The 21,731-nt window shown below is 63.3% G+C and carries 17 protein-coding genes; 6 read left to right on the forward strand and 11 right to left on the reverse strand.

What is annotated here, in order from left to right; all coding sequences use genetic code 11:
- Positions 1-30 precede the first annotated feature (30 nt).
- Positions 31-936, reverse strand: a complete 906-nt coding sequence (locus AC13FW_RS12495; protein ID WP_482989262.1) for a LysR family transcriptional regulator — start codon at positions 934-936, stop codon at positions 31-33.
- 97 nt (positions 937-1,033) lie between these two features.
- Between AC13FW_RS12495 and AC13FW_RS12500 the strand changes: the two genes are divergently transcribed.
- Positions 1,034-2,092 (forward strand): YeiH family protein, encoded by a 1,059-nt coding sequence (locus AC13FW_RS12500; protein WP_482989263.1) that lies wholly within the window; start codon positions 1,034-1,036, stop codon positions 2,090-2,092.
- A gap of 242 nt (positions 2,093-2,334) precedes the next feature.
- On the opposite strand, the gene lysS is transcribed toward AC13FW_RS12500, so the two are convergent.
- A complete protein-coding gene (lysS, locus tag AC13FW_RS12505) occupies positions 2,335-3,855 on the reverse strand; it encodes a lysine--tRNA ligase (RefSeq protein WP_482989264.1) in 1,521 nt (506 codons plus the stop codon).
- A gap of 100 nt (positions 3,856-3,955) precedes the next feature.
- Positions 3,956-5,081 (reverse strand): peptide chain release factor 2 gene (gene prfB / locus AC13FW_RS12510; RefSeq protein WP_296252185.1). Its coding sequence is split into 2 segments (ribosomal slippage): positions 3,956-5,005 and positions 5,007-5,081, totalling 1,125 coding nucleotides; the frame shifts between segments, so codons are not numbered across the junction.
- Between the two features lie 173 nt (positions 5,082-5,254).
- On the opposite strand from prfB, the gene AC13FW_RS12515 reads away from it, so the two are divergent.
- The gene (locus AC13FW_RS12515; protein WP_482989265.1) at positions 5,255-6,412 is read left to right on the forward strand and encodes a PPC domain-containing protein; all 1,158 of its coding nucleotides are present in this window, start codon (positions 5,255-5,257) and stop codon (positions 6,410-6,412) included.
- A 109-nt stretch (positions 6,413-6,521) separates the two neighbouring features.
- On the forward strand, positions 6,522-7,868 hold the full coding sequence (locus tag AC13FW_RS12520; RefSeq protein WP_282266029.1) for an ABC transporter substrate-binding protein: 1,347 nt from the start codon (positions 6,522-6,524) through the stop codon (positions 7,866-7,868).
- Positions 7,869-8,039: 171 nt separating this feature from the next.
- On the opposite strand, the gene AC13FW_RS12525 is transcribed toward AC13FW_RS12520, so the two are convergent.
- From AC13FW_RS12525 to AC13FW_RS12545, 5 genes are all read right to left on the reverse strand, one after another.
- Positions 8,040-10,934: a VIT domain-containing protein gene (locus tag AC13FW_RS12525; RefSeq protein ID WP_482989266.1), complete on the reverse strand. Its 2,895-nt coding sequence runs from the start codon at positions 10,932-10,934 to the stop codon at positions 8,040-8,042.
- A gap of 556 nt (positions 10,935-11,490) precedes the next feature.
- Entirely contained in the window at positions 11,491-11,874 is a 384-nt protein-coding gene (locus AC13FW_RS12530) for a hypothetical protein (protein WP_296252192.1), read from the reverse strand.
- 240 nt (positions 11,875-12,114) lie between these two features.
- Positions 12,115-12,573: a hypothetical protein gene (locus AC13FW_RS12535; protein ID WP_482989267.1), complete on the reverse strand. Its 459-nt coding sequence runs from the start codon at positions 12,571-12,573 to the stop codon at positions 12,115-12,117.
- Positions 12,574-12,787: 214 nt separating this feature from the next.
- Complete coding sequence (locus tag AC13FW_RS12540) at positions 12,788-13,570, reverse strand: hypothetical protein (protein WP_482989268.1); 783 nt, start codon at positions 13,568-13,570, stop codon at positions 12,788-12,790.
- A 76-nt stretch (positions 13,571-13,646) separates the two neighbouring features.
- A complete protein-coding gene (locus tag AC13FW_RS12545) occupies positions 13,647-14,552 on the reverse strand; it encodes a LytTR family DNA-binding domain-containing protein (RefSeq protein WP_296252198.1) in 906 nt (301 codons plus the stop codon).
- Between the two features lie 154 nt (positions 14,553-14,706).
- Between AC13FW_RS12545 and AC13FW_RS12550 the strand changes: the two genes are divergently transcribed.
- Complete coding sequence (locus tag AC13FW_RS12550) at positions 14,707-15,909, forward strand: acyltransferase family protein (RefSeq protein WP_482989269.1); 1,203 nt, start codon at positions 14,707-14,709, stop codon at positions 15,907-15,909.
- A gap of 70 nt (positions 15,910-15,979) precedes the next feature.
- Here AC13FW_RS12550 and AC13FW_RS12555 read toward each other — a convergent pair whose 3' ends face one another.
- Both AC13FW_RS12555 and AC13FW_RS12560 read right to left on the reverse strand, forming a co-directional pair.
- A complete protein-coding gene (locus AC13FW_RS12555; protein WP_482989270.1) occupies positions 15,980-17,107 on the reverse strand; it encodes a fatty acid desaturase family protein in 1,128 nt (375 codons plus the stop codon).
- Positions 17,108-17,110: 3 nt separating this feature from the next.
- Positions 17,111-18,163 carry a ferredoxin reductase gene (locus tag AC13FW_RS12560; RefSeq protein ID WP_482989271.1) on the reverse strand — a complete coding sequence of 351 codons (1,053 nt, stop codon included), beginning with the start codon at positions 18,161-18,163 and terminating at the stop codon, positions 17,111-17,113.
- A 93-nt stretch (positions 18,164-18,256) separates the two neighbouring features.
- On the opposite strand from AC13FW_RS12560, the gene fabR reads away from it, so the two are divergent.
- Positions 18,257-18,919: an HTH-type transcriptional repressor FabR gene (gene fabR, locus AC13FW_RS12565; RefSeq protein ID WP_282266051.1), complete on the forward strand. Its 663-nt coding sequence runs from the start codon at positions 18,257-18,259 to the stop codon at positions 18,917-18,919.
- Positions 18,920-19,278: 359 nt separating this feature from the next.
- Here fabR and AC13FW_RS12570 read toward each other — a convergent pair whose 3' ends face one another.
- Positions 19,279-20,349, reverse strand: a complete 1,071-nt coding sequence (locus tag AC13FW_RS12570) for a DUF1615 domain-containing protein (protein ID WP_482989272.1) — start codon at positions 20,347-20,349, stop codon at positions 19,279-19,281.
- A gap of 131 nt (positions 20,350-20,480) precedes the next feature.
- Between AC13FW_RS12570 and AC13FW_RS12575 the strand changes: the two genes are divergently transcribed.
- A complete protein-coding gene (locus tag AC13FW_RS12575) occupies positions 20,481-21,674 on the forward strand; it encodes a GGDEF domain-containing protein (protein WP_482989273.1) in 1,194 nt (397 codons plus the stop codon).
- The last annotated feature ends 57 nt before the right edge of the window (positions 21,675-21,731 follow it).

A 21,731-nucleotide genomic window follows, 5' to 3' on the forward strand; every position in this document is an offset into this window, starting at 1 on the left:
TATTGTACGGGCTCCGGCAGCCGACCGCGCTCAATCGTCGCTAAACACGTCCCCCGGCAGGCCCAGCAATTGGCGCAGGCTGGACGGAATCCGCTTGCCGGGATGGCGCACCACCCACAACTGACGCTGCAATGGCGGCAAGGGCGTGGCCAGCACCTGCAGCTTGCCCAGCGTCACCAGGTCCGCCACCGCATGCCGCGACAGGCAGGCCAGGCCCAGCCCGGCCACCGCACCCTGCTTGATCGCCTCGGTGCCGCCCAGTTGCAGCACCTCGGCAAACCCATGCAAATGCGGCAACAAAGCCTGCTCGGCGGCCTCACGAGTGCCGGAACCGGGCTCGCGCAGCAGCCAGCGCGCATGCCGCAGCGTCGCCAGGTCGGCTCCGTTCCTGAACTGCGCGGCAAGCGGGTGTCGTTCGCCAAACACCACCACTAGTTCGTCCTGCTGCCAGTGCGCCACTTCCAGACCCGGTTCGTGGCTTGGCCCTTCGATCAGGCCGACATCCACTTCCAGCCGCTGCACGGCGGTGGTGACCTCGCGGGTATTGCCGATCACCAGTTCCACATGGGCGTGCGGATTGGAGGCCTGCAGGTCGGCAATACGTGCCGGCATCAGGTAGTTGCCGATGGTGGTGCTGGCGCCGACCTGCCAACGCACGGCGGCGCCGGTCTGGCTGTCGGCCCGGAACCGCCGCTCGATATCGGTCATCCCCGCGAGCAGGGCCCGCGCCTGTGGCAGCAATGCCCGGCCATGGCCGTTCAGTACCAATCTGCGCCCAATCCGGTCAAACAAGGCCAACCCGAGCAGGTTCTCCAGTTCGACCAGCGCAGCACTGACCGCCGATTGCGACAAGCCCAGCAACTCGCCTGCTGCCGTCGTGGTGCCGGCCTCGGCAATGCCGGAGAAGATCTGCAGCTGGCGCAGGGATAGATGCATAACCTATCTCGAAAATCGGTTGATTCAACCAATATTATCCGTTTTACAGGTAATAACCGTAGGTGCAGCATGGGCCATCTTCTAATAACCCTACGTTATGAACACCTCGACCCAAGGGCTGACCTCGATACCCCTCTCCCGCCTCCCCGGCCTGCTGCTGACGGCCGCCGTTGCCGGCCTGTCGATCTGGCTGGGCACCTTGCCATGGATGCAGAACCACGGCATCAGCGCGCTGACCCTGGCCATCGTCATCGGCATCGTGCTGGGCAACACGGTTTATCGCAGCCTGGCAACGCGCGCCGACGCTGGCGTTGGTTTCTCCAAGGCCACCTTGCTGCGCGCCGGCATCATTCTTTATGGCCTGCGACTGACCCTGCAGGACATCGGCCAGGTTGGCATTGCTGGTGTGGCAATCGATGCGCTGGTGTTGTGCTCGACCTTCGGTCTGGCTTGGTGGCTGGGCACCAAGCTGTTGGGCATGGACCGCAATTCGGCCCTGCTGATCGGCGCCGGCAGTTCGATCTGTGGCGCTGCAGCGGTGATGGCGGCAGAACCGGTGATCAAGGGCCGCGCCGAACAGGTGGCCGTCGCCGTGGCCACGGTGGTGGTGTTCGGCACGATCGCGATGTTCCTGTACCCGCTGCTGTACCAGTGGGGCGTGTCGGCGGGCTGGATGCCGCTGGATGAAACCGCGTTCGGCGTGTTTACCGGCTCTACCGTGCACGAAGTTGCGCAGGTGGTGGCTGCCGGCCGTGCGGTCAGTGAGCCCGCCGCCGATGCTGCCGTCATCACCAAGATGGTGCGGGTGATGATGTTGGCGCCGTTCCTGGTTGGCCTGTCTGCCTTGCTGGCCCGCGGCCAGAGCAACGCCAATGGCGAGCGTTCGAAGATCACCATTCCGTGGTTCGCGTTTGGCTTCATCGCGATGGTTGGTTTCAACTCGCTGCAGTTGCTGCCGGCTGAGTTGGTCAAGGTGCTGGTTGACCTGGACACCGTGCTGCTGGCGATGGCGATGGCTGCGCTGGGCCTGACCACGCATGCTTCGGCACTGCGTCAGGCCGGTGCCAAGCCGATGCTGTTGGCTCTGCTGCTGTTCGTCTGGTTGTTGGCCGGTGGGATACTGATCAATCTGGGGGTGCGGGCTGTGCTGGGCTGAAGTGTTATCGGGAAGGCCCCTGCCGAGCATGGCTCGGCACTACAAACCCGTCTCACGCGCGCAGGAGGCCGATTGGCCGCGGCTTAGCCCCTCTCCCGTTCACGGGAGAGGGGTTGGGGTGAGGGCAGCTTTTCGCTGGTAAAGCCTCTGCCGAGCATGGCTCGGCACTACATTGCAAAAAAAAGGCCTTCCCGGTCAGGGGAAGGCCTTTGTTCTTGCGGCTGCAGCCGGGTCGCCCTGGATCAGGCTTCCGGGCGCATGTACGGGAACAGCAGCACGTCGCGGATCGAGGCACGGCCGGTCAGCATCATCACCAGTCGATCGATGCCGATACCCAAGCCCCCGGTCGGTGCCATGCCGTATTCCAGCGCACGGATGTAGTCGGCGTCGTAATGCATGGCTTCGTCGTCACCACCGTCCTTGGCTTCGACCTGCGCCTGGAAACGTGCAGCCTGGTCTTCCGGATCGTTCAACTCGGAGAAGCCATTGGCCAGCTCCTTGCCGTTGACGAACAGTTCGAAGCGGTCGGTGTAACCAGCGTCGTTGTCGCTGGCGCGGGCCAGCGGCGAGACCTCGACCGGGTGGTCGGTAATGAAGGTCGGCTGGATCAAGGTGTGCTCGACCGTGGCCTCGAAGATCTCCAGCAGCAGCTTGCCCCAACCGTAGCTCGGCTTGACGCGGATCTTCAGGCGTTCGCAATGACGCAGCAGCGCATCACGATCAGTGCAGTCGGCGGCCGAGATCTCCGGGTTGTGGTGCCGCACGGCTTCGTCCATGCGCCAGCGGCGGAACGCCGGGGCCAGGTCGATCTGCGCGCCATCCCATTCAACGACGGTGGTGCCGAGCACGTTCTGTGCGACGTCACGGATCACGCCTTCGGTCAGGTCCATCACTTCGTTGTACGTGGCGTAAGCCTCGTACAGCTCCATCATGGTGAATTCCGGGTTGTGGCGGGTGCTGACGCCTTCGTTGCGGAAGTTGCGGTTGATTTCGTAGACGCGCTCAAGGCCACCAACCACCAGACGCTTCAGGTACAGCTCCGGCGCAACGCGCAGATAGAGGTCCAGGTCCAGCGCATTGTGGTGGGTGGTGAACGGCTTGGCCGTGGCGCCACCGGGGATGTAATGCATCATCGGCGTCTCGACTTCGAGGAAGTCGCGGTTGTCCAGCCATGCGCGCATCGCGCGGATGATTTTGGAGCGCTTGATGAAGACGTCTCGCGATTCCGGGGTGACGATCAGGTCGACGTAACGCTGGCGGTAGCGCTGCTCGACGTCGGCCAGGCCATGCCACTTGTCCGGCAGCGGGCGCAGCGACTTGGTCAACAGGCGGATGCTGGTCGCCTTGACCGACAGCTCGCCGGTCTTGGTACGGGTCAGGCCGCCCTCGACGGCGATGATGTCACCCACATCCCAGCCCTTGAACGCAGCATAGATGTCGCCCAGCGCGGTGGCCTGCAGGAACAGCTGGATACGGCCGCTCTCGTCCTGGATCTGGGCGAAGCTGGCCTTGCCCATGATGCGCTTGGCCATCAAGCGGCCAGCCATCTTCACCGTGCGGCCGGTGGCTTCCAGCGCTTCGCTGGTCCAGGCCTCGGCATCGGCGTACTCGGCCTGCAGCGTGCCGGCGAAGTCTTCGCGGCGGAAGTCGTTCGGGTAGGCGATGCCCTGCCCGCGCAGCGCCGTGAGTTTCGCGCGGCGCTCGGCGATGAGGCTGTTCTCGTCGACGGGGAGCTGCTGCGTTTCAGGGGTCTGTTCGGTCATGGCTTTGATTTCTATTTAGGGGAGTTAACCAAGGTGCGGCCACCGCCTGGTGAAACCGCACCGTACAACAAGGGAATGGCCCGCGCAGGGCCATTCCGGATCACGCGTCGCTGCGTTTGGCGCCGGCTTCCAGGCCCGACTTGAGGCTGGCCTCGATGAATTCATCCAGGTCGCCATCCAGCACCTTCTGCGTATCGGTGCGTTCAACGCCGGTGCGCAGGTCCTTGATACGGCTCTGGTCGAGCACGTAGTTGCGGATCTGGCTGCCCCAGCCGATGTCCGACTTGGTCGCTTCCAGCGCATCACGCTCGGTGTTGCGCTTCTGCACTTCCAGTTCGTACAGCTTGGCGGCCAGCATCTTCATCGCGGTATCGCGGTTCTGGTGCTGGCTGCGGCCGGTCTGGCAGGCAACCACGGTATTGGTCGGGATGTGGGTGATACGCACCGCCGACTCGGTCTTGTTGACGTGCTGGCCGCCGGCACCGGAAGAGCGGTACACGTCGGTGCGCAGGTCGGCCGGGTTGATGTCGATCTCGATGTTGTCATCGACTTCGGGCGACACGAACACCGAGGTGAAGCTGGTGTGGCGGCGGTTGTCCGAGTCGAACGGCGACTTGCGCACCAGGCGGTGCACGCCGATCTCGGTCTTCAGCCAGCCATAGGCGAACTCGCCTTCGACGCGGAAGGTGGCCGACTTGATACCGGCGACGTCGCCACCGGACACTTCCATCAGCTCGGTCTTCCAGCCACGCGATTCGCACCAGCGCAGGTACATGCGCAGCATCATTTCCGCCCAGTCCTGGGCTTCGGTGCCACCGGCACCGGCCTGGATGTCGACGAAAGCGTTGCAGCTGTCCATCTCGCCGGAGAACATGCGCTGGAATTCGAGCTTCTCGATGTGCGCCTGGAACTTGTCCAGGTCGGCCACCACGGCCAGCGCCGTGTCCTCGTCCTGCTCGCTTTCGGCCAGCTCAAGCAGTTCGGTGGCCTCGGACAGGCCGTCCAGTACATCGGCGATGCCGGTGACGGTCTTGTCCAGCATCGAGCGTTCACGGCCCAGCGTCTGGGCGTACTCGGGGTTGTTCCAGATATCCGGGTTTTCGAGTTCGCGGGTTACTTCTTCGAGGCGTTCTTTCTTGACGTCGTAGTCAAAGATACCCCCTGAGCGATAGCACGCGATCGGTGAGATCGGTGATTCGCTGGCGGATGGGATTGAGTTCGATCATGGTCGGTCTAGTGAGGCAGACAAGCTGTCAATTCTAGCATCCAGCTGCCTCCTGAATTGGGGCTTTGGGGCGTGAAGACGTTCTCGCTGAATAGACACAACTTAACGTTAGAATCGCCCCCTGACCCGCGAAGACGGGAAAAGGAGACATTTCTGACCATGAAGGACCTAAGCTTGAACGCCAGACACGCTCGCCTGTTTGCAGCCATCACCTTGACCCTGGCACTTGCTGCCTGCCAGAAGCTGGGCGGCCTTGCCCCCACCGGCGGCGACAAGGCCTCGAACCTGACCGTCGGGGAAACGGTGTCTGGTGAAATCACCTCGTCCAGCACCCTGAACTACAACGACGGCAGCCGTCACCAGGGCTACAAGATCACCATGAAGAACGGCGAAGCCGTCTCTCTGGAACTGGGTGGCTCGCTCAGCGGCCAGCTGGCTGTGTTCGACGGCCAGAACATGATCGCCAATGCCTCTTCCTCGGGCACGAGCGAAGGCGACTCCTCCAGCTCGGTCAACCTGGCCTTCCGCGCCCCCAAGGACGGCACTTACCTGGTCGCAGTCAACAGCGCCAGCGCCGACGCGTTTGGCCCGTTCAAGCTCAAGAGCGCCAAGGTCGTGCCGTATGACGGCAAGCCGCTGGGCGCCGAAAGCGAGATCACCGACTGGCTGATGGGTGACAAGCAGGAATACAAGCTCAAGGTCGACAAGGCAGGGCTGTATGCCATCACCCTGGAGTCCAGCGCATTTGACTCCTACCTGCGCCTGAACGGCCGCAACGTCGAGCTGGAAGACGATGACAACGGCGGCAACCTCAACGCCCGCATCCGCACCTACCTGGAGCCCGGCGAGTACACCGTCGCTGCCTCCTCGGTGAACGGCAACACCGGCTCGTTCAAGCTCAACGTCAAGCTGACCCCGACCGAGAATGGCCTGGTTACCCGTGACGGCACTGCGCTGACCGTGGGCCAGACCGCTCAATCGATGATGGATTCGCGTGGCCGCCGCACCTTCGTGCTGAATCTGGACGCACCCAAGCACATCCAGTTCGACGCGATCGCCGATGGCTTCGATTCGGTGCTGCACATCACCGGCCCGGGCGTCGACGAAGAGAACGACGACGGCGGCAACGGCACCAACGCCCAGCTGACCCTGAACCTGCGCGCCGGCCGTTACATCGTTGCGGTCACCAGCCTGGGCAGCCAGCAGGGCGTGTTCGAGCTGGAAACCACCGACCTGGGTGGCGATGTCGCCGCACCGAACAGCAACCGCAAGGATGCTGCCGAAGAGGCTGCCAGCGCCGCTGCCGATGCGGCCGCTGCGGTAATCAACTAAGCCACACCGCCCATTCCGCCAACTGGCGTAGTGGGCCAACGCCACGCTGCCTGCCCCCGCAAGCAGCGTGGCGGCTTTTTACCCCTGCTTCCAATATCAAGGAGTTAAAGTGAAGCGACTTGCAGCCGGACTGCTGTCCCTTGCCATTGCCGCCGCCGTGCACGCCCCCGCGCATGCCGCCGGCCCGGCCCGCCCACTCGCCGTTGACGGCGATGTATCCGGCGAAATCACCTCTTCCAGCCAGATCAATTACAGCGACGGCACCCGCAGCCAGCTGTTCTCGCTGCAGATGGGCGCCGGCCAGGCGGTATCGCTGAAGCTCAACGGCGCGCTCAAAGGCTCGCTGGCCGTGTTCAACCGCGACGTACTGGTATCCCGCACCGATGGCAGTGATGAAGGCAATGCCACGCTGAGCATGCGCGCCGACAAGGCCGGCCAGTACCTGGTCGCCGTCAGCGGCGCCGATGCCCGCGCCTTCGGCCCGTTCCAGCTGTCGGCCGAACCCATCGTCGCCTATGACGGCAAGCCGCTGACCGCTGGCCGCCGGGTCACCGATTGGCTGAGCAACGGCGACAAGACCTTCGTCCTGCAGGTCGACAAGCCCGGCCTGTACACCATCAACCTCGAATCCAGCGAGTTCGATGCCCGTCTCGAACTGAGCGGCAACGGCCTCAACCTGGAAGACGATGACGGTGGCAGCAACCTCAACTCGCGCCTGGTCGCTCCCCTGCAACCGGGCCGCTACACGCTGACCGCAGGTGGCCTGGGCGAAGCTTCCGGAGCGTTCTACCTTGGCGTCGAGCAGTCGGATTTCCCCGAAGGCCTGGTCTTCAACGACGGCACCAACCTGCCGCTCGAAGGCACCGTCAGCGGCTTCATCGGTGCCGACGACACCCGCAGTTTCGTGCTGAACCTGCCGGAACGGCGTCGTGTGCAGCTCGATGCCAGTGGCAAGGAGCTGGACACCATGCTGACCATCCAGGGCGGCGACATCACCCTGAGTGATGACGATGGCGGCGGCGGTGTCAATTCGCGCATCAGCCAGGTGCTGGATGCTGGCGAGTACAACGTCTCGGTGCGCTCGGTGAACAGCCGTGGCGGCGTGTTCCAGCTGGCTACCGCCACTGCAGCCGCGCCCGATGGCCCGATTCGCCCCGAGCTGAAGATCGGTCGCGAAGTACAGGGCCAGCTGCGTGCTGGCAATCGTGACATGTACACGCTGGAGATCCCGCGCAAGGGCAAGTACGTGATCAGCATGACCGCAGGCTCGTCCAGCCTGGATGGCATGATCACGCTGATGCGCAACGGCGAAGAAGTCGCCCAGCAGGATGACAGCGAATCCAGCCTCGATCCGAACCTGGAAATCGACCTGGAAGCCGGCCGCTACATCGTGTTCGCGCACAGCTTCGATCCGAACGCCACCGGCAGCTACCGCCTGCTGGCACGTCGCAAGTAAGCAAGCGGCACCGAAAGGCCGATGCCAGCATTCTGGCATCGGCCTTTTCTTTTTTGTGGGAGCGGCGTAAGCCGCGAAGCTGACGCTGCCAATCCTTCATACTGACGCATTGTTTGCTTCGCGGCTTACGCCGCTCCCACAAACAAAGCGCAGATTGGCGCAGCAACTGACTCAACGCACTTCAAACTCACCCACCAACACGGTATCGGTGGCGCCCTGCAGGCGCATGGTCACCGCCTGATCCTTCTGCTTCGGCGTACCCCAATGGGTACTCAAGCGCAGCATCAAAGTAGCCGCACCAGTCACCAACTGCTGGCGACTGCCAAAATAGTTTGCCTCCACCTTATAGATGCCCGGCTTGGCATCACGCAGCGAGAACTGTTCTGGACCATAACCGCCGGTGAAGTCCTGCGACATCTGCCCACCTTGATAGGTCAAACGATTGCCGTAGTACGCACGTTCGCCGTTGGGGTCGGTCACCCATAGATCCATGTCGCTGTTATCCGCGTCCCAGGCCAGCACCACGCGCAGGTCCAGTGGCATCGCCTTGCGCAGGCGCGTGTCCACCTGGCTTGCTTCCAGCGACTGGCCACCACGTGCAAGCAGATTCGTCAGCTCATCCAGCGCGATCAACGCGACGCCATCGAAGCGGCCATCCCATGGCCGCTGCACCACCTGGTACAGCGGATCAACCGCCTGCTGCGGACGCCCTGCCGCCTCCAGCGCCAGACCCAGATCGCGGAAGCTCTGCGGCTCATCCTCAGCCATCACCAGCACCTGCTCGAACACCGGCACCGCAAGCGCGGGGGCATCGGCCTGCATCAAGCGATAGCCCAATACGCGCAGCAGATGCCTGTTATCCAGCTCCATCTCAGCCAGGTTGGACAATACCCGCAGCGCAAGCTCACGCTGCCCAGCAGCAAGCAGCAGATCGGCCACATCCAGAAAGAACGCACTGCTGCTGGCATTGGCCTCGCGCTCATCCAGGTACCACGCATACAACTCGGCGGCAGGTGCCTTGCGCAGGCGCTGCGCGACCGGCGAGTCCGGTTCCCAGGCGCCGAGCTTGATCTGGACCTCGCCGGAATTGACCGGCATATCGACGGCAGGGTACTGGCGCGGAGCAGCAGCGCTGCCGGTAACCACTACCCTGTCCAATGACGATGATTCGGCCTCGACGTACACGGGTGGAGCGGGCGAGGCGGGCGGAGGTGGCGGTGGCGGCGCCGGCAAGGGCGACGCCATTGCCGGTGCCGGCGCATCGTGCAAAGGAAGCCTCTCCGACTGCGTAGCCTGCGCCACCTTCGGCGGTGCATCTTTCGGCCAACGCTTGTCCCACCACGCCTGACGCTGTTTCCATTGCTCGGCCACATCATCGAGATGGGCTTTACGCGCAGCCTCGCGGTCAGCAAGCTGACGGGCAAATCGGCGGTCATATTCAGCACGCAACGCAGCCGGCGGCCGGATCGCATAACGCAGGTAGTCCTCGATCGTGTCCAGCACCAGCAGCGAGCTGCCTTCGCTGACCATGCCGAACTGCTGCGACAGCAACTGCATCGCCTCGCGATTTCCGCGCGGATCAGCAGCCAGTTGCTGCAGGCGCGCCTGCGCCCACAACCCTGCCATCAGACCGGCATCAGCGTTGTCAGGCGCAACGCTCAGTGTCTGCCACTGGCCGCCATTGATCCGCACCTGCACCTTGCTCTGCACCGCATCGGCACGTGCATACAGCCACAGCCAGCCTTGCTCCAGGCTGCGGCGGTCGATCACCACATCATGCAGACCTGGCGCGGGCGCCACTTCCACCGCCGTCGGCTCAGCCAGCAAGCGCCTCGCCGCCGCACCGACATCGTCGATTTCGAGCTGCACCAGGCTGCCACCATTCGCCTCGCTCCAACCACGCAGGCGCGCCGTGTCGGCGCCGGCGGCTGCACTGCTGATTGCGAACAAGCGCTGGTCTGCCGCCAACACTGGCGAAACCGATGCCCCCCAGTTGGACAGGCCATCACTGAGCAGCAGGTATTCGCCGAGCGCTGCATCCGGCTTCCAGGATGCCAGCGCGCTGGCACCATCGTTGGGCGTCTGCTCCAGCACGCGCCGCAACGCGCTCCAGTCACCGTTGCGGATGCTGAAACGCCGCTCCGCTTCAGGCGTTTCGCGCAGCACCGTCAACACGACACTGCCCTCGCCCATCGCTGCGAAATAGCGATCGAGCAGCGCGAACTCGCGCACCCGGTTGCGTGTCCCCGCCGATCCCGATGCATCCCATAGCAGGCCGACCTTTGACGGAATGCGGCGCGCAGCCAGCGCTGCCACCGGCAGCTGGGCAAGCAGATACTGTTGTCCGTCGTGGCGCGCCGCCCGCAGCGCCGCCTGCGGCTTGGCTGGCAGCTGCCATTGCAGCTGCGCCGGCAACTGGCGACCGCTGCCCTGCCAATCCAGCGCGCCGGCCATCAGCCGGAACGGCGCCTGCCCAAGCTTGTCCGCGCCGCTCGCGCGCAAGCGCAGACTGACCTCGCCGGCACCGGCGGCAAACTGCAATGGCAAACGCCACTGCCAGCCCGCGCTGGACATGGGCATCGCCTCCCGGATGGTCAACTGCACCCGACGGCTGCCGCCAGCAGGCAAGGGATACACGCGAAGACGGAACTGGTTGCCGGCGGTCTGCTCGAGCAGCGCCGGGTCCTGGCCTTGGCGGGTGATCGCCTCGAACACCTGACGCCCACGTTCCTTCGGCACTGGCACTGCGTCACGCAGCTGCCCATCGATATCCAGGGCGAAGCCACTGATCTGCTGGCCATCGGCCAAGGGGAACTGCAGCTCACCCTCCATCACCCGCCGATTGGGGTTGTGGAACACCAGCTCAATCCGGGTCTGGGCGACACCGGCCTGCACTTCGCCGTCGATGATCGCCCGTTGCAGCTGGATTGGCTGCTCGTCCTTGGAGATCGCAATCAGTACCGGCGGCTGGGTCACCTCCCTGCCCTGCTGCGCGGCGACCGGCGTCACTACCCCGCCCAGCACCAGGAAAACCATCCAACAACGCCGCCAGATAACCAGGCTCATCGCAGCACTCCGTCCAAGGGTTGGGAGATCAAACGCACCAACAGCCACAACGGGGTTGGCGGATCGATCATTCCGCGCTTGATGGGCATGTCCGCCATCAGGCAGCACAACTCAAGCCTTCCCCTGCCCGGAGCATTGTGCCGTGTTTCGGCAGCTTGGGAGGCAAGCCTCGGCCGCATCCGGAACGCCGCCTTGCGGGAGCAAGCACTGCCGAAATTGGCCAACTGTAAAAGCCCAAAGCGATCAACGAGCCGACACTGATCAACGCAACGGAAGGCAATATAAGACCAAGAGCGGAACCTGCGCCATCCACAAACTTCTCGACGTTTCACTCCCGCCGCTACATATAAAAGCGTGCGTCCTCGATGCGGTGTGAGCACTTTTGCACCAGGTACTCAACTCCCCCGCCGTTTGATGCCCCGCGGAATACCGCAAGGGCATGAAGCCAACAATGTACTGATCGCCCTCCGCACGGATTTCAATCTGATAATTTTTCCATCTGCGAAAGAAGTGACCTCAGTCCTTAGGGGGATTTCCCATTGCAGCACTGAAGTAACTACCGCTCCATCAGATAGACAGCAGCAGCCTCGCCAAATTCCAGCTCCATGGCTTGCCGAACGAGCCCGGGAAAGGCATACCACGATTTCCCTGCGAAAGCGTCGAGACCTGCAGAATCGATTTCATGGCTCAGCCACAGAGCCTCGCTGCGACTCAACCTGGTGTTCTCATCCTCCAACAGGGACCGTCTGTGCTTCTTCATGAGAAGTCGCAGGTCTTTGACCGTCAAAATCCCAAACGCACCAAGTTCGGAAGGTAACTCGTCGAGAGAAGCTTGGCTGTAATCGTTCCGGCGGCGAAACAGCCGCCGAACTACCATGTGAATGCGCTTTGCATCCAAGGATGCCAAGTCGACTTTTGCCCGAGCACCTTGATATCTCATCTACCTGCCTCACCCTGTAGCAAAGCCGACAATTACGCGCCTTCTGGACAATATTCAACTTTAGGACTGCAGGGTCGGGCCAACAAGGGATGCGTTGCCGCTGCCGGTGATCCGATCACAAGACCGCACAGCAGGCATGCGAGTGTCCGCCTCGGTTCGCATGCCGTCCTGCCGATGGACCGGTCGTTCTCGTGCCTGTGTGCCCACGTCTCCAGTTTCGGCTTCAACTTGGGTGAGTCGTCAGCGCTTTCCGACGGGTACCTTTCCCATGAAACTCTTGCAACCGCCATTCTCCAGCTCGCGAACGAATATCGCCTTGGTTCTTTCCAGGCAGCCTCTGGAGCCAAACCGCATGCCCCGCACACTACACGAGCCAGCCGCGGATCGATAAGAGCCATCGGCCGAGATGAATATCAGCCCCCAGGCCTCATCCTGACGTCGAGAAGCTGGCTCAAAAACCTTGTTGTAACGCTCCAGGTACTTGGGGCCATCGTAGCCGTGGCTCTCACAGACAAGCTCCCAATCCCCAGGCATCAACTCAGCCAGATCCAGCTCTTTGGCTCCGGCAGCGATCTGGCTGGATGCTTTGTGCAGAAATCTGGCTTCGTCCAACGAATACGGGTAGCCGAGCACATGCCAGCCGAGAACGAGGGCTGCCGTAGCACCGACCAATGCAAGAAACACTGAAACGAGCCGCATGATCGCCAATCCGCGTGGGACGGCTGGATATTATGGACACTGGATTCAGCTGGCAAATGATCACGTTATCCAAGCTTGCGACCCAGGCGAAGTGTCAGAAAGTGTTGATGCTCGCGGGCTGTCCAATGCCCACCTCGGTTTGCAGGCGGCCCTTGGCTTTTTCTGGTTCATCGCGGCCTCCGCGGAGATTCAAGCCTGGACCGCCCTTCCTCTGTCAGAAGATCAAACCCATCTCCGAGGAAAGCACCCGCCACCCTGATGCGTCGTGCCGCAGCACCGCCTCGTATTGGGATCCACATACGGAGCCACAATGGAACCCGAACTGGAGGTCGTAATCCCCATCGGCACGTCGTGTGGGGATACCCAAGCCCATGCTCATTGTTTTCCCCACGCGCGTACCCTCGGGTGGCTGCTGCCATGCCGAGCCGGGCATGAGCTGGACTCCGATCTCCCCAAGATCGCGGATTGATTCCGGCGACAGGTCGACCGCACTGTCGCCCTTGGGCGATGCAATGCTCACATACACCGGCATGCGATTGCTTGCGAGATAGCCCCCGGATGTTAGTTCGTGACGCAAGACCGCCTTCATCACACCTTGCAGGTCGGGCGGCGGATACAGCGCAGCCTCAGCCAGTCCCTGCCGTTTGTCACGTGCGGCCTGCAGGGCAACCCCTGCGTCACCTTTGGCGACGCAATGGGTGGCAGGCAACTCGCGCACGCAGACTTCACCCGAGGATTCGTTGACGGTGATCAGGTAACGACGCAAGGCGATCGATTCGCCACGCGCGACCACCATCCTCCATTCATTGCCCGCCTGGTCGAAATCCGGTCCGTCGATCGCCGAGTCTGCACGCCCGAACGTCGCATCCAGAGCGATGTTGCCTTCCATCATCGCCTGCATCGCATCCAGCAAAGGTCGCTGTTCCTGCGCGTGGGTCACCCACGTGGCAAATGAGGCCACTGCGGCGAATACTCCTGTAACAACCAACTTCTGCATCCTGCTTGCTCGATTTGGGTCTGTTGTCTGCATTGTGCCCGGTTTCCACTGCACGCTGCCGTGCCCGTGCATCGACTTACTCCGGGGCAGGCTCTTCCTTGCTTCGGCCCAACGTTGACTTCAGCGCCGCCAGATAACGCCGACTACAGGCGACTTGCTTGCCGTCAGCCATATGCAGCAGGGCCTCGCCACCTTCCAGCGGTTCGATCGACACCAGATGACCCAGATTGATCAACCAACTGCGATGGACGCGCACGAAACAAGCCGCATCCAGTTTCTGCTCCAGTGCCGCCATGGTGATCCGCAGCGGATAGTCGTGCCCGCGCAGGTGCAGGTTGACGTAGTTGCCGGCGGCCTGCGCCCATTCGATATCGGCCGTTGCGATCAGGAAGTCGCGGCCCAGCTTGCGGACGAGCAGACGCTCCGGATGATCGATGGGCTCCACCGGAGGCCCTTCATCAGGCTCGGCCAGCAGCTGTGCCTCGCCTTGCAGACGGCGAAGCAGAAAGCGATAGCCATCGATGCAGAACAGGATGGCGGCGTAAGTACGCACATCCTTGAGGTACTCGTATAGCAGCTCGTCCAGCCAGGAGCCGACCTGGTAGCGCTCCCCCACCAGTGCATAGGCGAGCATCCTCAGCCCGAACATGGCCAGCACGTGCAGCAGGGAGATCGGTACGCTGGCCAGCAGGTACCAGGGCAGGCGGCGTCGCCAGTTGTCCAGATGCAGTGGCCAGCGCCTGCTGAACCAGACGATCGCTGGTACCAGCAACAGCAGCCAGACCAGTCCACTGGAGAATTCCCAGACCCAGGGTTCCCACCATTCCATGGAAGGCGCACCGGACCGGTTGGCGTCCATCCAGGTGGTGATCGCATTGCCGCTGCAGTTGATCAACACCAGCAGCAACCAGAACAGCAGCTCCATGCTTTGCCGCCAGGGGATGGAGCGATTCAACAGGGTCGATGACGCAGCTCGATTCATCTGCGCATTCTAGACGGCGAGGCCGCCGCAGCCGGCCCTGCCCGTCCCCGGATCGCCGCCACTCGTCCCCAGGCCCCCGCAGATCGGCCCTTCCGGCACCACGGGAGCGCGTCCCGGGTTGCAATGACGCCCTTCTCCATACGCTGGACACGCAATGCACAGACGCCACGACCTGGATTGGCTGCGGGTAATCGCCTTTGGCCTGTTGGTCATCTATCACGTTGGCATGTACTACGTGAGCTGGGACTGGCACGTCAAAAGCCCGGCCGCGGGCATTGCGCCGGAGCCGTTCATGCTGCTGACCTCGCCATGGCGGATGTCACTGCTGTTCCTGATCTCGGGCGTGGCTACCGCCTTCATGTTCGCGCGCCAGCCTGCCGGCCTGCTGCGCCGCCGCTCATGGCAGTTGCTGCTGCCGTTGCTGTTCGGGATGGCGGTGATCGTGCCACCACAGGCCTACTACCAGGTGGTCGAGCAACTCCCCGGCGGATACAGCGAGTCCTACTGGGCGTTCTACGGCAAGTATCTCAGCGGTTACCAGGGTTTCTGTGACAGCGACGGCTGCCTGCGCGTCCCGACCTGGAACCACCTCTGGTTCCTGCCCTATCTGTGGAGCTACACCGTCCTGGCCTGGCTGTTGTGGCGGCTGTTGCCCAGCTCCGCATTGCAGCGCCTGCGCCAATGGACCGGTCTGGCCATAACCGGCTGGGGCGCGTTGATTGTCCCGGTGGCGGTCCTGGCCATCGCGCGTCTGTTGCTGGTCAACCGCTTCGAGCAGACCCATGCGCTGACCGATGACTGGTACAACCATGCCCAGTACGGCAGCGTGTTCCTGATCGGTTATCTCGCCGCATTCAGCAGCCGCTTCTGGGAGTCGCTGCAGCGGCTGCGCTGGCTGTCACTGACCTTGGCAGGCGTCTGCTATGCAGCGCTGATCCACACCTGGTACTTCGCCGGCTACAACGACGCGCAACCGCCGCCGCTGGCGCTTCGCCTTGCGCTCCGGGTTGCCTGGGCGGTCGACCAATGGTGCGTGATCGCCGCCTTGCTGGGCTTTGCCTACCGTTGGCGCGAGGCCGACAGCCCGATCCTGCGCTATCTCACCCTGGCGGTGTTCCCGCTCTACATCCTGCACCAGACAGTGATTGTCGTGCTGGCACACAAGCTCAAGCCGCTGCAGCTGAGCCCTGGCATCGAGGCAGCCATCCTGATCGCAGTGACGTTCGCTTTATGCCTTGGCGCCTATGAACTGATCCGCCGCAGCGGGCTACTGCGGCCACTGTTTGGCTTGCGCGACCAGCCGACAGTCCGCACCTCCCGAACACCTGCCAAGGCCGTGAGCGGACGAGGAGACTGATCGGCGCTCACACCAGACAACCATGCCTTCTCCCGGCCCATGGCGCGTGCCTGCCGGGGGTGCAAGCAACTCAGCCAACTTCGGCGCGCGGCTCAGCAACCAACGGCCGTTCCGGTGCCGGCTTGCTCGGGAAGGCATGGCGCAGGATGCGCCACATCACCTGGCCGAACTGGCGCGGCAGCGAACCGGTGTTGTAGTGCTGGCCATAGCGCGCGCAGATGTCCTTCACCTCCACCGCCATCGCCGCGTAGCGGTTGGCGGGGATGTCCGGGTAGAAATGGTGCTCGATCTGATGGCTGAGGTTGCCGGTCATCACGTCCATCCACTTGCCGCCGGTCAGGTTGGACGAGCCGCGCAGCTGGCGCAGGTACCAATGGCCACGGCCTTCGTTGCGGATGCACTCCTTGGGGAAGGTTTCGGCATCGGCGGTGAAGTGACCACAGAAGATCACCACATAGGTCCAGACGTTGCGGATGACGTTGGCCGCCACATTGCCCAACAACACCGGCAGGAAGAACGGGCCGGCCAATGCGGGGAACAGCACGTAGTCCTTCAGGACCTGCAGCATCGCCTTGCGACCAACCGGGCGGGCCTGGTTCCACAGCTGCTTGAGGGTCATCTTGCCGACCAGCACGCGACCGATGCGCAGGTCCTGTATCGCGATACCCCACTCGAACAGCAGCGCGAATACCACCGCCACGAACGGCTGGGCCAGGAAGAACGGATGCCAGCGCTGCTCCGGGAAGATCCTCAACAGACCGTAGCCGATGTCATCGTCCAGCCCGCGCACGTTGGTATAGGTATGGTGGCGGAAGTTATGCGTCTTGCGCCAGTTCTCCGAAGTGCCGGCGATATCCCATTCGTAGGTCTTGCCCTGCAGCTGCGGGTCGCCCATCCAGTCGTACTGGCCGTGGATGACGTTATGTGCCAGCTCCATGTTTTCCAGGATCTTGGACAGCGCGAGCAGCAGCACGCCGGCAATCCATGCCGGCACCAGCACGCTGTGCACGAATGCGCCCAGGAACAACAGGGCGCGTCCGGCGACACCGGTCCAACGCACCGCTGCGACGATCCGGCGGATGTAGCGGGCATCACTGGCACCCAGCAAGGCCTGATGGCGGGCTTTTACGGCGTCGAGTTCATCACCGAAGGTCTGCAGTTCTACAGCTGACAGCACGCGGTTGTGCACGGAAGACATGACTTACAGCTCCAGGGTCAGATCGGTACTGGCGCTGCTGACGCACAGTTTGAGCGGCACGGAAGGTTCGCTGGTGTAATCACCAGTCACGGTGTGGCGGGTGATGCCCGAGGCCTTGCCGCAGACGCAGGTGTTGCAGATGCCCATTCGGCAGCCACTGGCTGGCTTGATGCCGGCCGCTTCCAGCGCAGGCAGCAAGGCAAGCCCGCGCGCCACGGTGAGCGTGCGACCGGTCTTCAGCAGCTGGATCTGCACACTGCCTTGCTCCACCTCGGCCAGCTGCGGCACGCTGAACGCCTCGCTGTCGAAATGCGCCACCTGGTCCTGCAGACGTGCGCGGGCGGCATTGGCAAAACCGCCCGGGCCGCAGGCCAGCACATGCGCTGCGTGCAGATCCCCAAGGCAGTCGAGATCATGACTGCCCACGCGCGCGGCGCCCTCACCGGTCACCGCCAGATGCAGACGGAACGACGGGTGGCGGGCAGCGATGGCATTGAACTCATCGATGAAGCACAACTGCTCGCGCTGACGTACCCAATAGATCAGGTCCACGGAGCCCGGCATGCCTTGTGCATCCAACTGCCGCAGCAAGGCGCGCATCGGGGTGATACCGCTGCCTGCAGCCAGCATCAGCAGCTTCGGCGGCGGCGTGGCTGGCAGCAGCATCTCGCCAAAGGCCTGCCCCAGCGCAAACACCTCACCGATGACTGCCTGTTCAGACAGGTAATGACTGAGCTTGCCACCGGCAATACGCTTGACCGTGATCGCCATACGACCATTTTCAAGCACGACAGGGCTGTAGCTGCGCGTGGTCAGGCGGCCATCCAGTTCCGCGCCCAGATTGACGTGCTGCCCGGCCTGCAGGCCACGGAAGTGGCGATTGGACTGCAATTCCAGGGTGACGGCGTCGGCGCTGGCCTTGTGGCGTGCCACCAGCCGGGCTAATGGCCGCCGCAGCGTCCACAGCGGATGCAGCCGGGTGGACCAGAAATCAAAGAAGCCTTCGCTCAGCCACGGGATCGGTGGCGGTGCGGTATTGCGGTAGACAGCACTCATGGGGCGCACTATACGTCCGAGCATACGACTGTGTATACAGTTGTATATTGCCAGTACAGGCTATGATTCACGCACCTGACCGGCCCGAGCCCCATGACAGCACGCGAACAGCCCCTGCCCGCACAAGACGACCTGCACCCGGCGCGCAAGGCTTCCATCTCGCGTGATGACCTGCTGGCCGCCGCCCTCGCCCTTATCGGCCCGCACCGCAGCGTGTCCACGCTGAGCCTGCGCGAGGTCGCGCGCGAGGCCGGGATCGCCCCGAATTCGTTCTATCGCCAGTTCCGCGACATGGATGAACTGACGGTTGCCCTGATAGACCTGGCCGGCCGTTCGCTGCGCACCATCATCGGTCAGGCGCGCTTGCGCGCAGCCGACAGCAACCGCGGCGTGATCCGCCTGTCGGTGGAAACCTTCATGGAGCAGCTGCGCGCCGACGACCGGCTGATGCATGTGCTGCTGCGTGAAGGCACGGCCGGCTCGGATGCGTTCAAGCATGCGGTGGACCGCGAGTTGGGGTACTTCGAGGAAGAGCTGAAAGCCGACCTGGTGCGACTGGCTGCACTGGACGGTGCAACCCTGCACGAGCCCGCGCTGGCTGCCAAAGCCATCACCCGGCTGGTGTTCGCGATGGGCGGCAGCGCGATTGATCTGCCTGAAGAGCGCGACCCTGAATTGATCGAAGAGATGTCGCAGATGATCCGCATGATCATCACCGGCGCCCGCGCACTGGCACGGCGCCCGGTCAAGGCCTGAAACAGGCCAAACGATTTTGTGCGGTTGTGGAAGCGGCGTGCGCCGCGAAGCTGGTGGTCCATCTGATCACGGTTACTCCTGCAATTTCATTGGCGTCGGCTTCGCGGCTTACGCCGCTCCTACAGACTGTGTATCGGTAAAGCCCCTGCCGAGCGTGGCTCGGCACTACGCTGCGCCCTTGGCCGTCGCGGTCATCAAGCTGACGCGCGGATCAGGATTTTGTGGGAGCGGCGTCAGCCGCGAAGCTGATGATCTGCCAGATCGCAGCTCTTCCTGCACTTCATTGGTGGCAGCTTCGCGGCTAACCCCGCTCCTACAATCTGCTTATCGGTAACGCCGCTGCCGAGCATGGCTCGGCACTATCTTTGCAGGCATTGGCGGTAACGGCTGTCTACGCGGTTGGCAAACCACTCGGTGGTCAGTTCGCGGGTGATCTTGGGGCTGTCCAGGCGAATGCCGGGAATCAAGGCACGCGGCAAGGCCTTCCCGGCGCGTGCATCCGCCATGGCGAACACCTGCGAGTGCAGCGTGCTACCACTGAAATCCAGGCGATCCGACTGCGCAAGCGCGTGCCGTATCTCACGCTCATCCATACCCAGTCGCGGCGCCAGCCTGCGCACCGCCAGTTCGGTCTGGCCTGGCTTGTCGATGGGCGCATCCGGCACCAGCAGATCACCGTCCAGCGCGAGCGAAACACCGGTCAGACTGCTCACCGCGCTCTGGAACGCCGCATTGCGACTGGCGTAACGGCCCGCGTTGTAATCAGCGAAACGATGCACCTTCTGCGTATAGGGCGTCTGGTAGTCGAGCAGATGGGCGATACCGAAGTACACGCCGCCGCGCCGGGTGAACACCTCATCGCGGATGCTGCGTGCCACCGGGTACGGGTAGTCCTGCGCATTTGCCTGCGCAAACGGAATGCTCACCTGCATCGCGCCGCCGGTCTGCACGGGATTCTTGCCGGCAAACAAACGCTGCCCCATCGGCACACGGCCAATGATTTCCTCGTACAACTCACTCAGGTCCCGTTCGCTGCGCACCCGCGCCAACTGCTCACCGTAGCTGCGCCCGTCGCTGCCCTTCACCTTCAGGCCGGCATCCACCAATAGCTTGGGAATGTGGACGGCAGCGGCACGGCGGTCTATTTCGCCCCGGGCAATACGCGGCAGATTGGGTATCTCGGGATTGGCGCGATAGCCAGATTCCTGTTCGATCACCGCCAAGGTCGCGCAGATGTTCTCGACCGACGCCTCGATGCGTTGCGCCTCGAAGGCCTCGCGGATATCACTTGCCCAGCCAATGCGGTCATTGACGGTCGCCGGAATACGCCGCACGACCTCATCGCGCACCTGCGTTGCCGATGGGCCCGGCGCAGGTGATGGCACGGTACTGCAGGACGCCAGCGCCAAAGCCGCAAACAGGCCCAGCATGGCCTTCGTCCCGGCTCCGCCGCACCACCAAGGGGAAACCGTGCGCGTGCTGCGCCAACCATCGCATGTCGCCTGCCTGCCCATATACTTCGCACCCTCGTCTGTCCAAATCGTCGAACGTGGCTTGACCCTTGAGCGCCACCGCTGAACAGTACTTCCCGCTTGTGGTCCCCGCTACCTCCCTGCTGCTGGGACTGGCGCTGCTGGCCGGTTGGCGTTCATTACGCGACCACCGCTACCTGCTGTGGCTGGCGGCCGGCTATATCTGCACCGCGTTTCCGCTGGCCGCGCAGATCCTGATGGACAACGCCCGGCTGGCGACCTGGTCGGTTCTGACCGGCGCCTTGTACTGTGCGGGGAGTTGGGCCACGGCGCAGGGTTTCGCGCTCAGATCCGGCGGCAGAGTGCCGGTGCCGGCCGCGCTGGCCATCAGCCTGCTCACCCTGTTCGCATTGTTCTGCTTCTCCAGGCTCAGCGACGTGCTGGGCGCACGCATCGTTTTCCTCAACCTGGGCATGGGCCTGCTGCTCGCTCTGGCACTGCCGGCGCTGTTTGGCCGCGAGCAACCGGACACGCTCTTCGAGCGCCTGCTGCGCAGGACCTATCTGCTACTGGTGGCATACGCGATCCTGCGCCCGCTGTTGGCCTGGTTGCTGGCCGGCTGGTTCACCAGCAGCGGCTTGCCGCGTTCCGGCCTGTGGCTGTGGATGCTGGCCTTCAACCTGCTGCTCAACCTGTGGCTGCTGTTCCTGCTGCTGGGTGGACTGGCCCAGCAACTGATGGGAGAGCTGCGCCATGAGCGCAACCATGATCCGCTCACCCTGCTGCTCAACCGCCGCGCCTTCTTCGAGATCGCCAACCAGCGCCTGCAACACGGCCCCGCCAACCAGTGGGCGTTGCTTGCCTGCGATGTCGATCATTTCAAGCAGGTCAATGACACCTGGGGCCATGCCGCCGGCGACAACGTGTTGCGGCAGGTCGGTGTACTGCTGCAGCAGATGACCCGCCCGGGCGATCTGGTCGCGCGCTTCGGCGGCGAGGAATTCGTGCTGCTGTTGCGCTGCGCTGATCTGGCCACCGCTGCCCGCGTCGCCGAGCGCATACGTGCTGGCATCAGCGAGATGCACTGCTCACCGGCGAAGCAGACCATCACCGCCAGCTTTGGCCTCACCATGGTGGCGGCAACGGATGATCTGGAAAGCGCCTTGGAGCGCGCCGACCTGGCCGTGTATCAGGCCAAGCGCGAAGGACGCAACCGGGTGATCGCCAGTCCATCGCTGGGCGGCACTGACAGTATCCACCTGATCCACCACTCTTCACTTTGACTCACGACTCCACGCCACAGACCGCACAGCTACTCCATGTCATCCACGGCATCCGTC

It is taken from the genome of Stenotrophomonas sp. 21LCFQ19, from assembly GCF_056861425.1.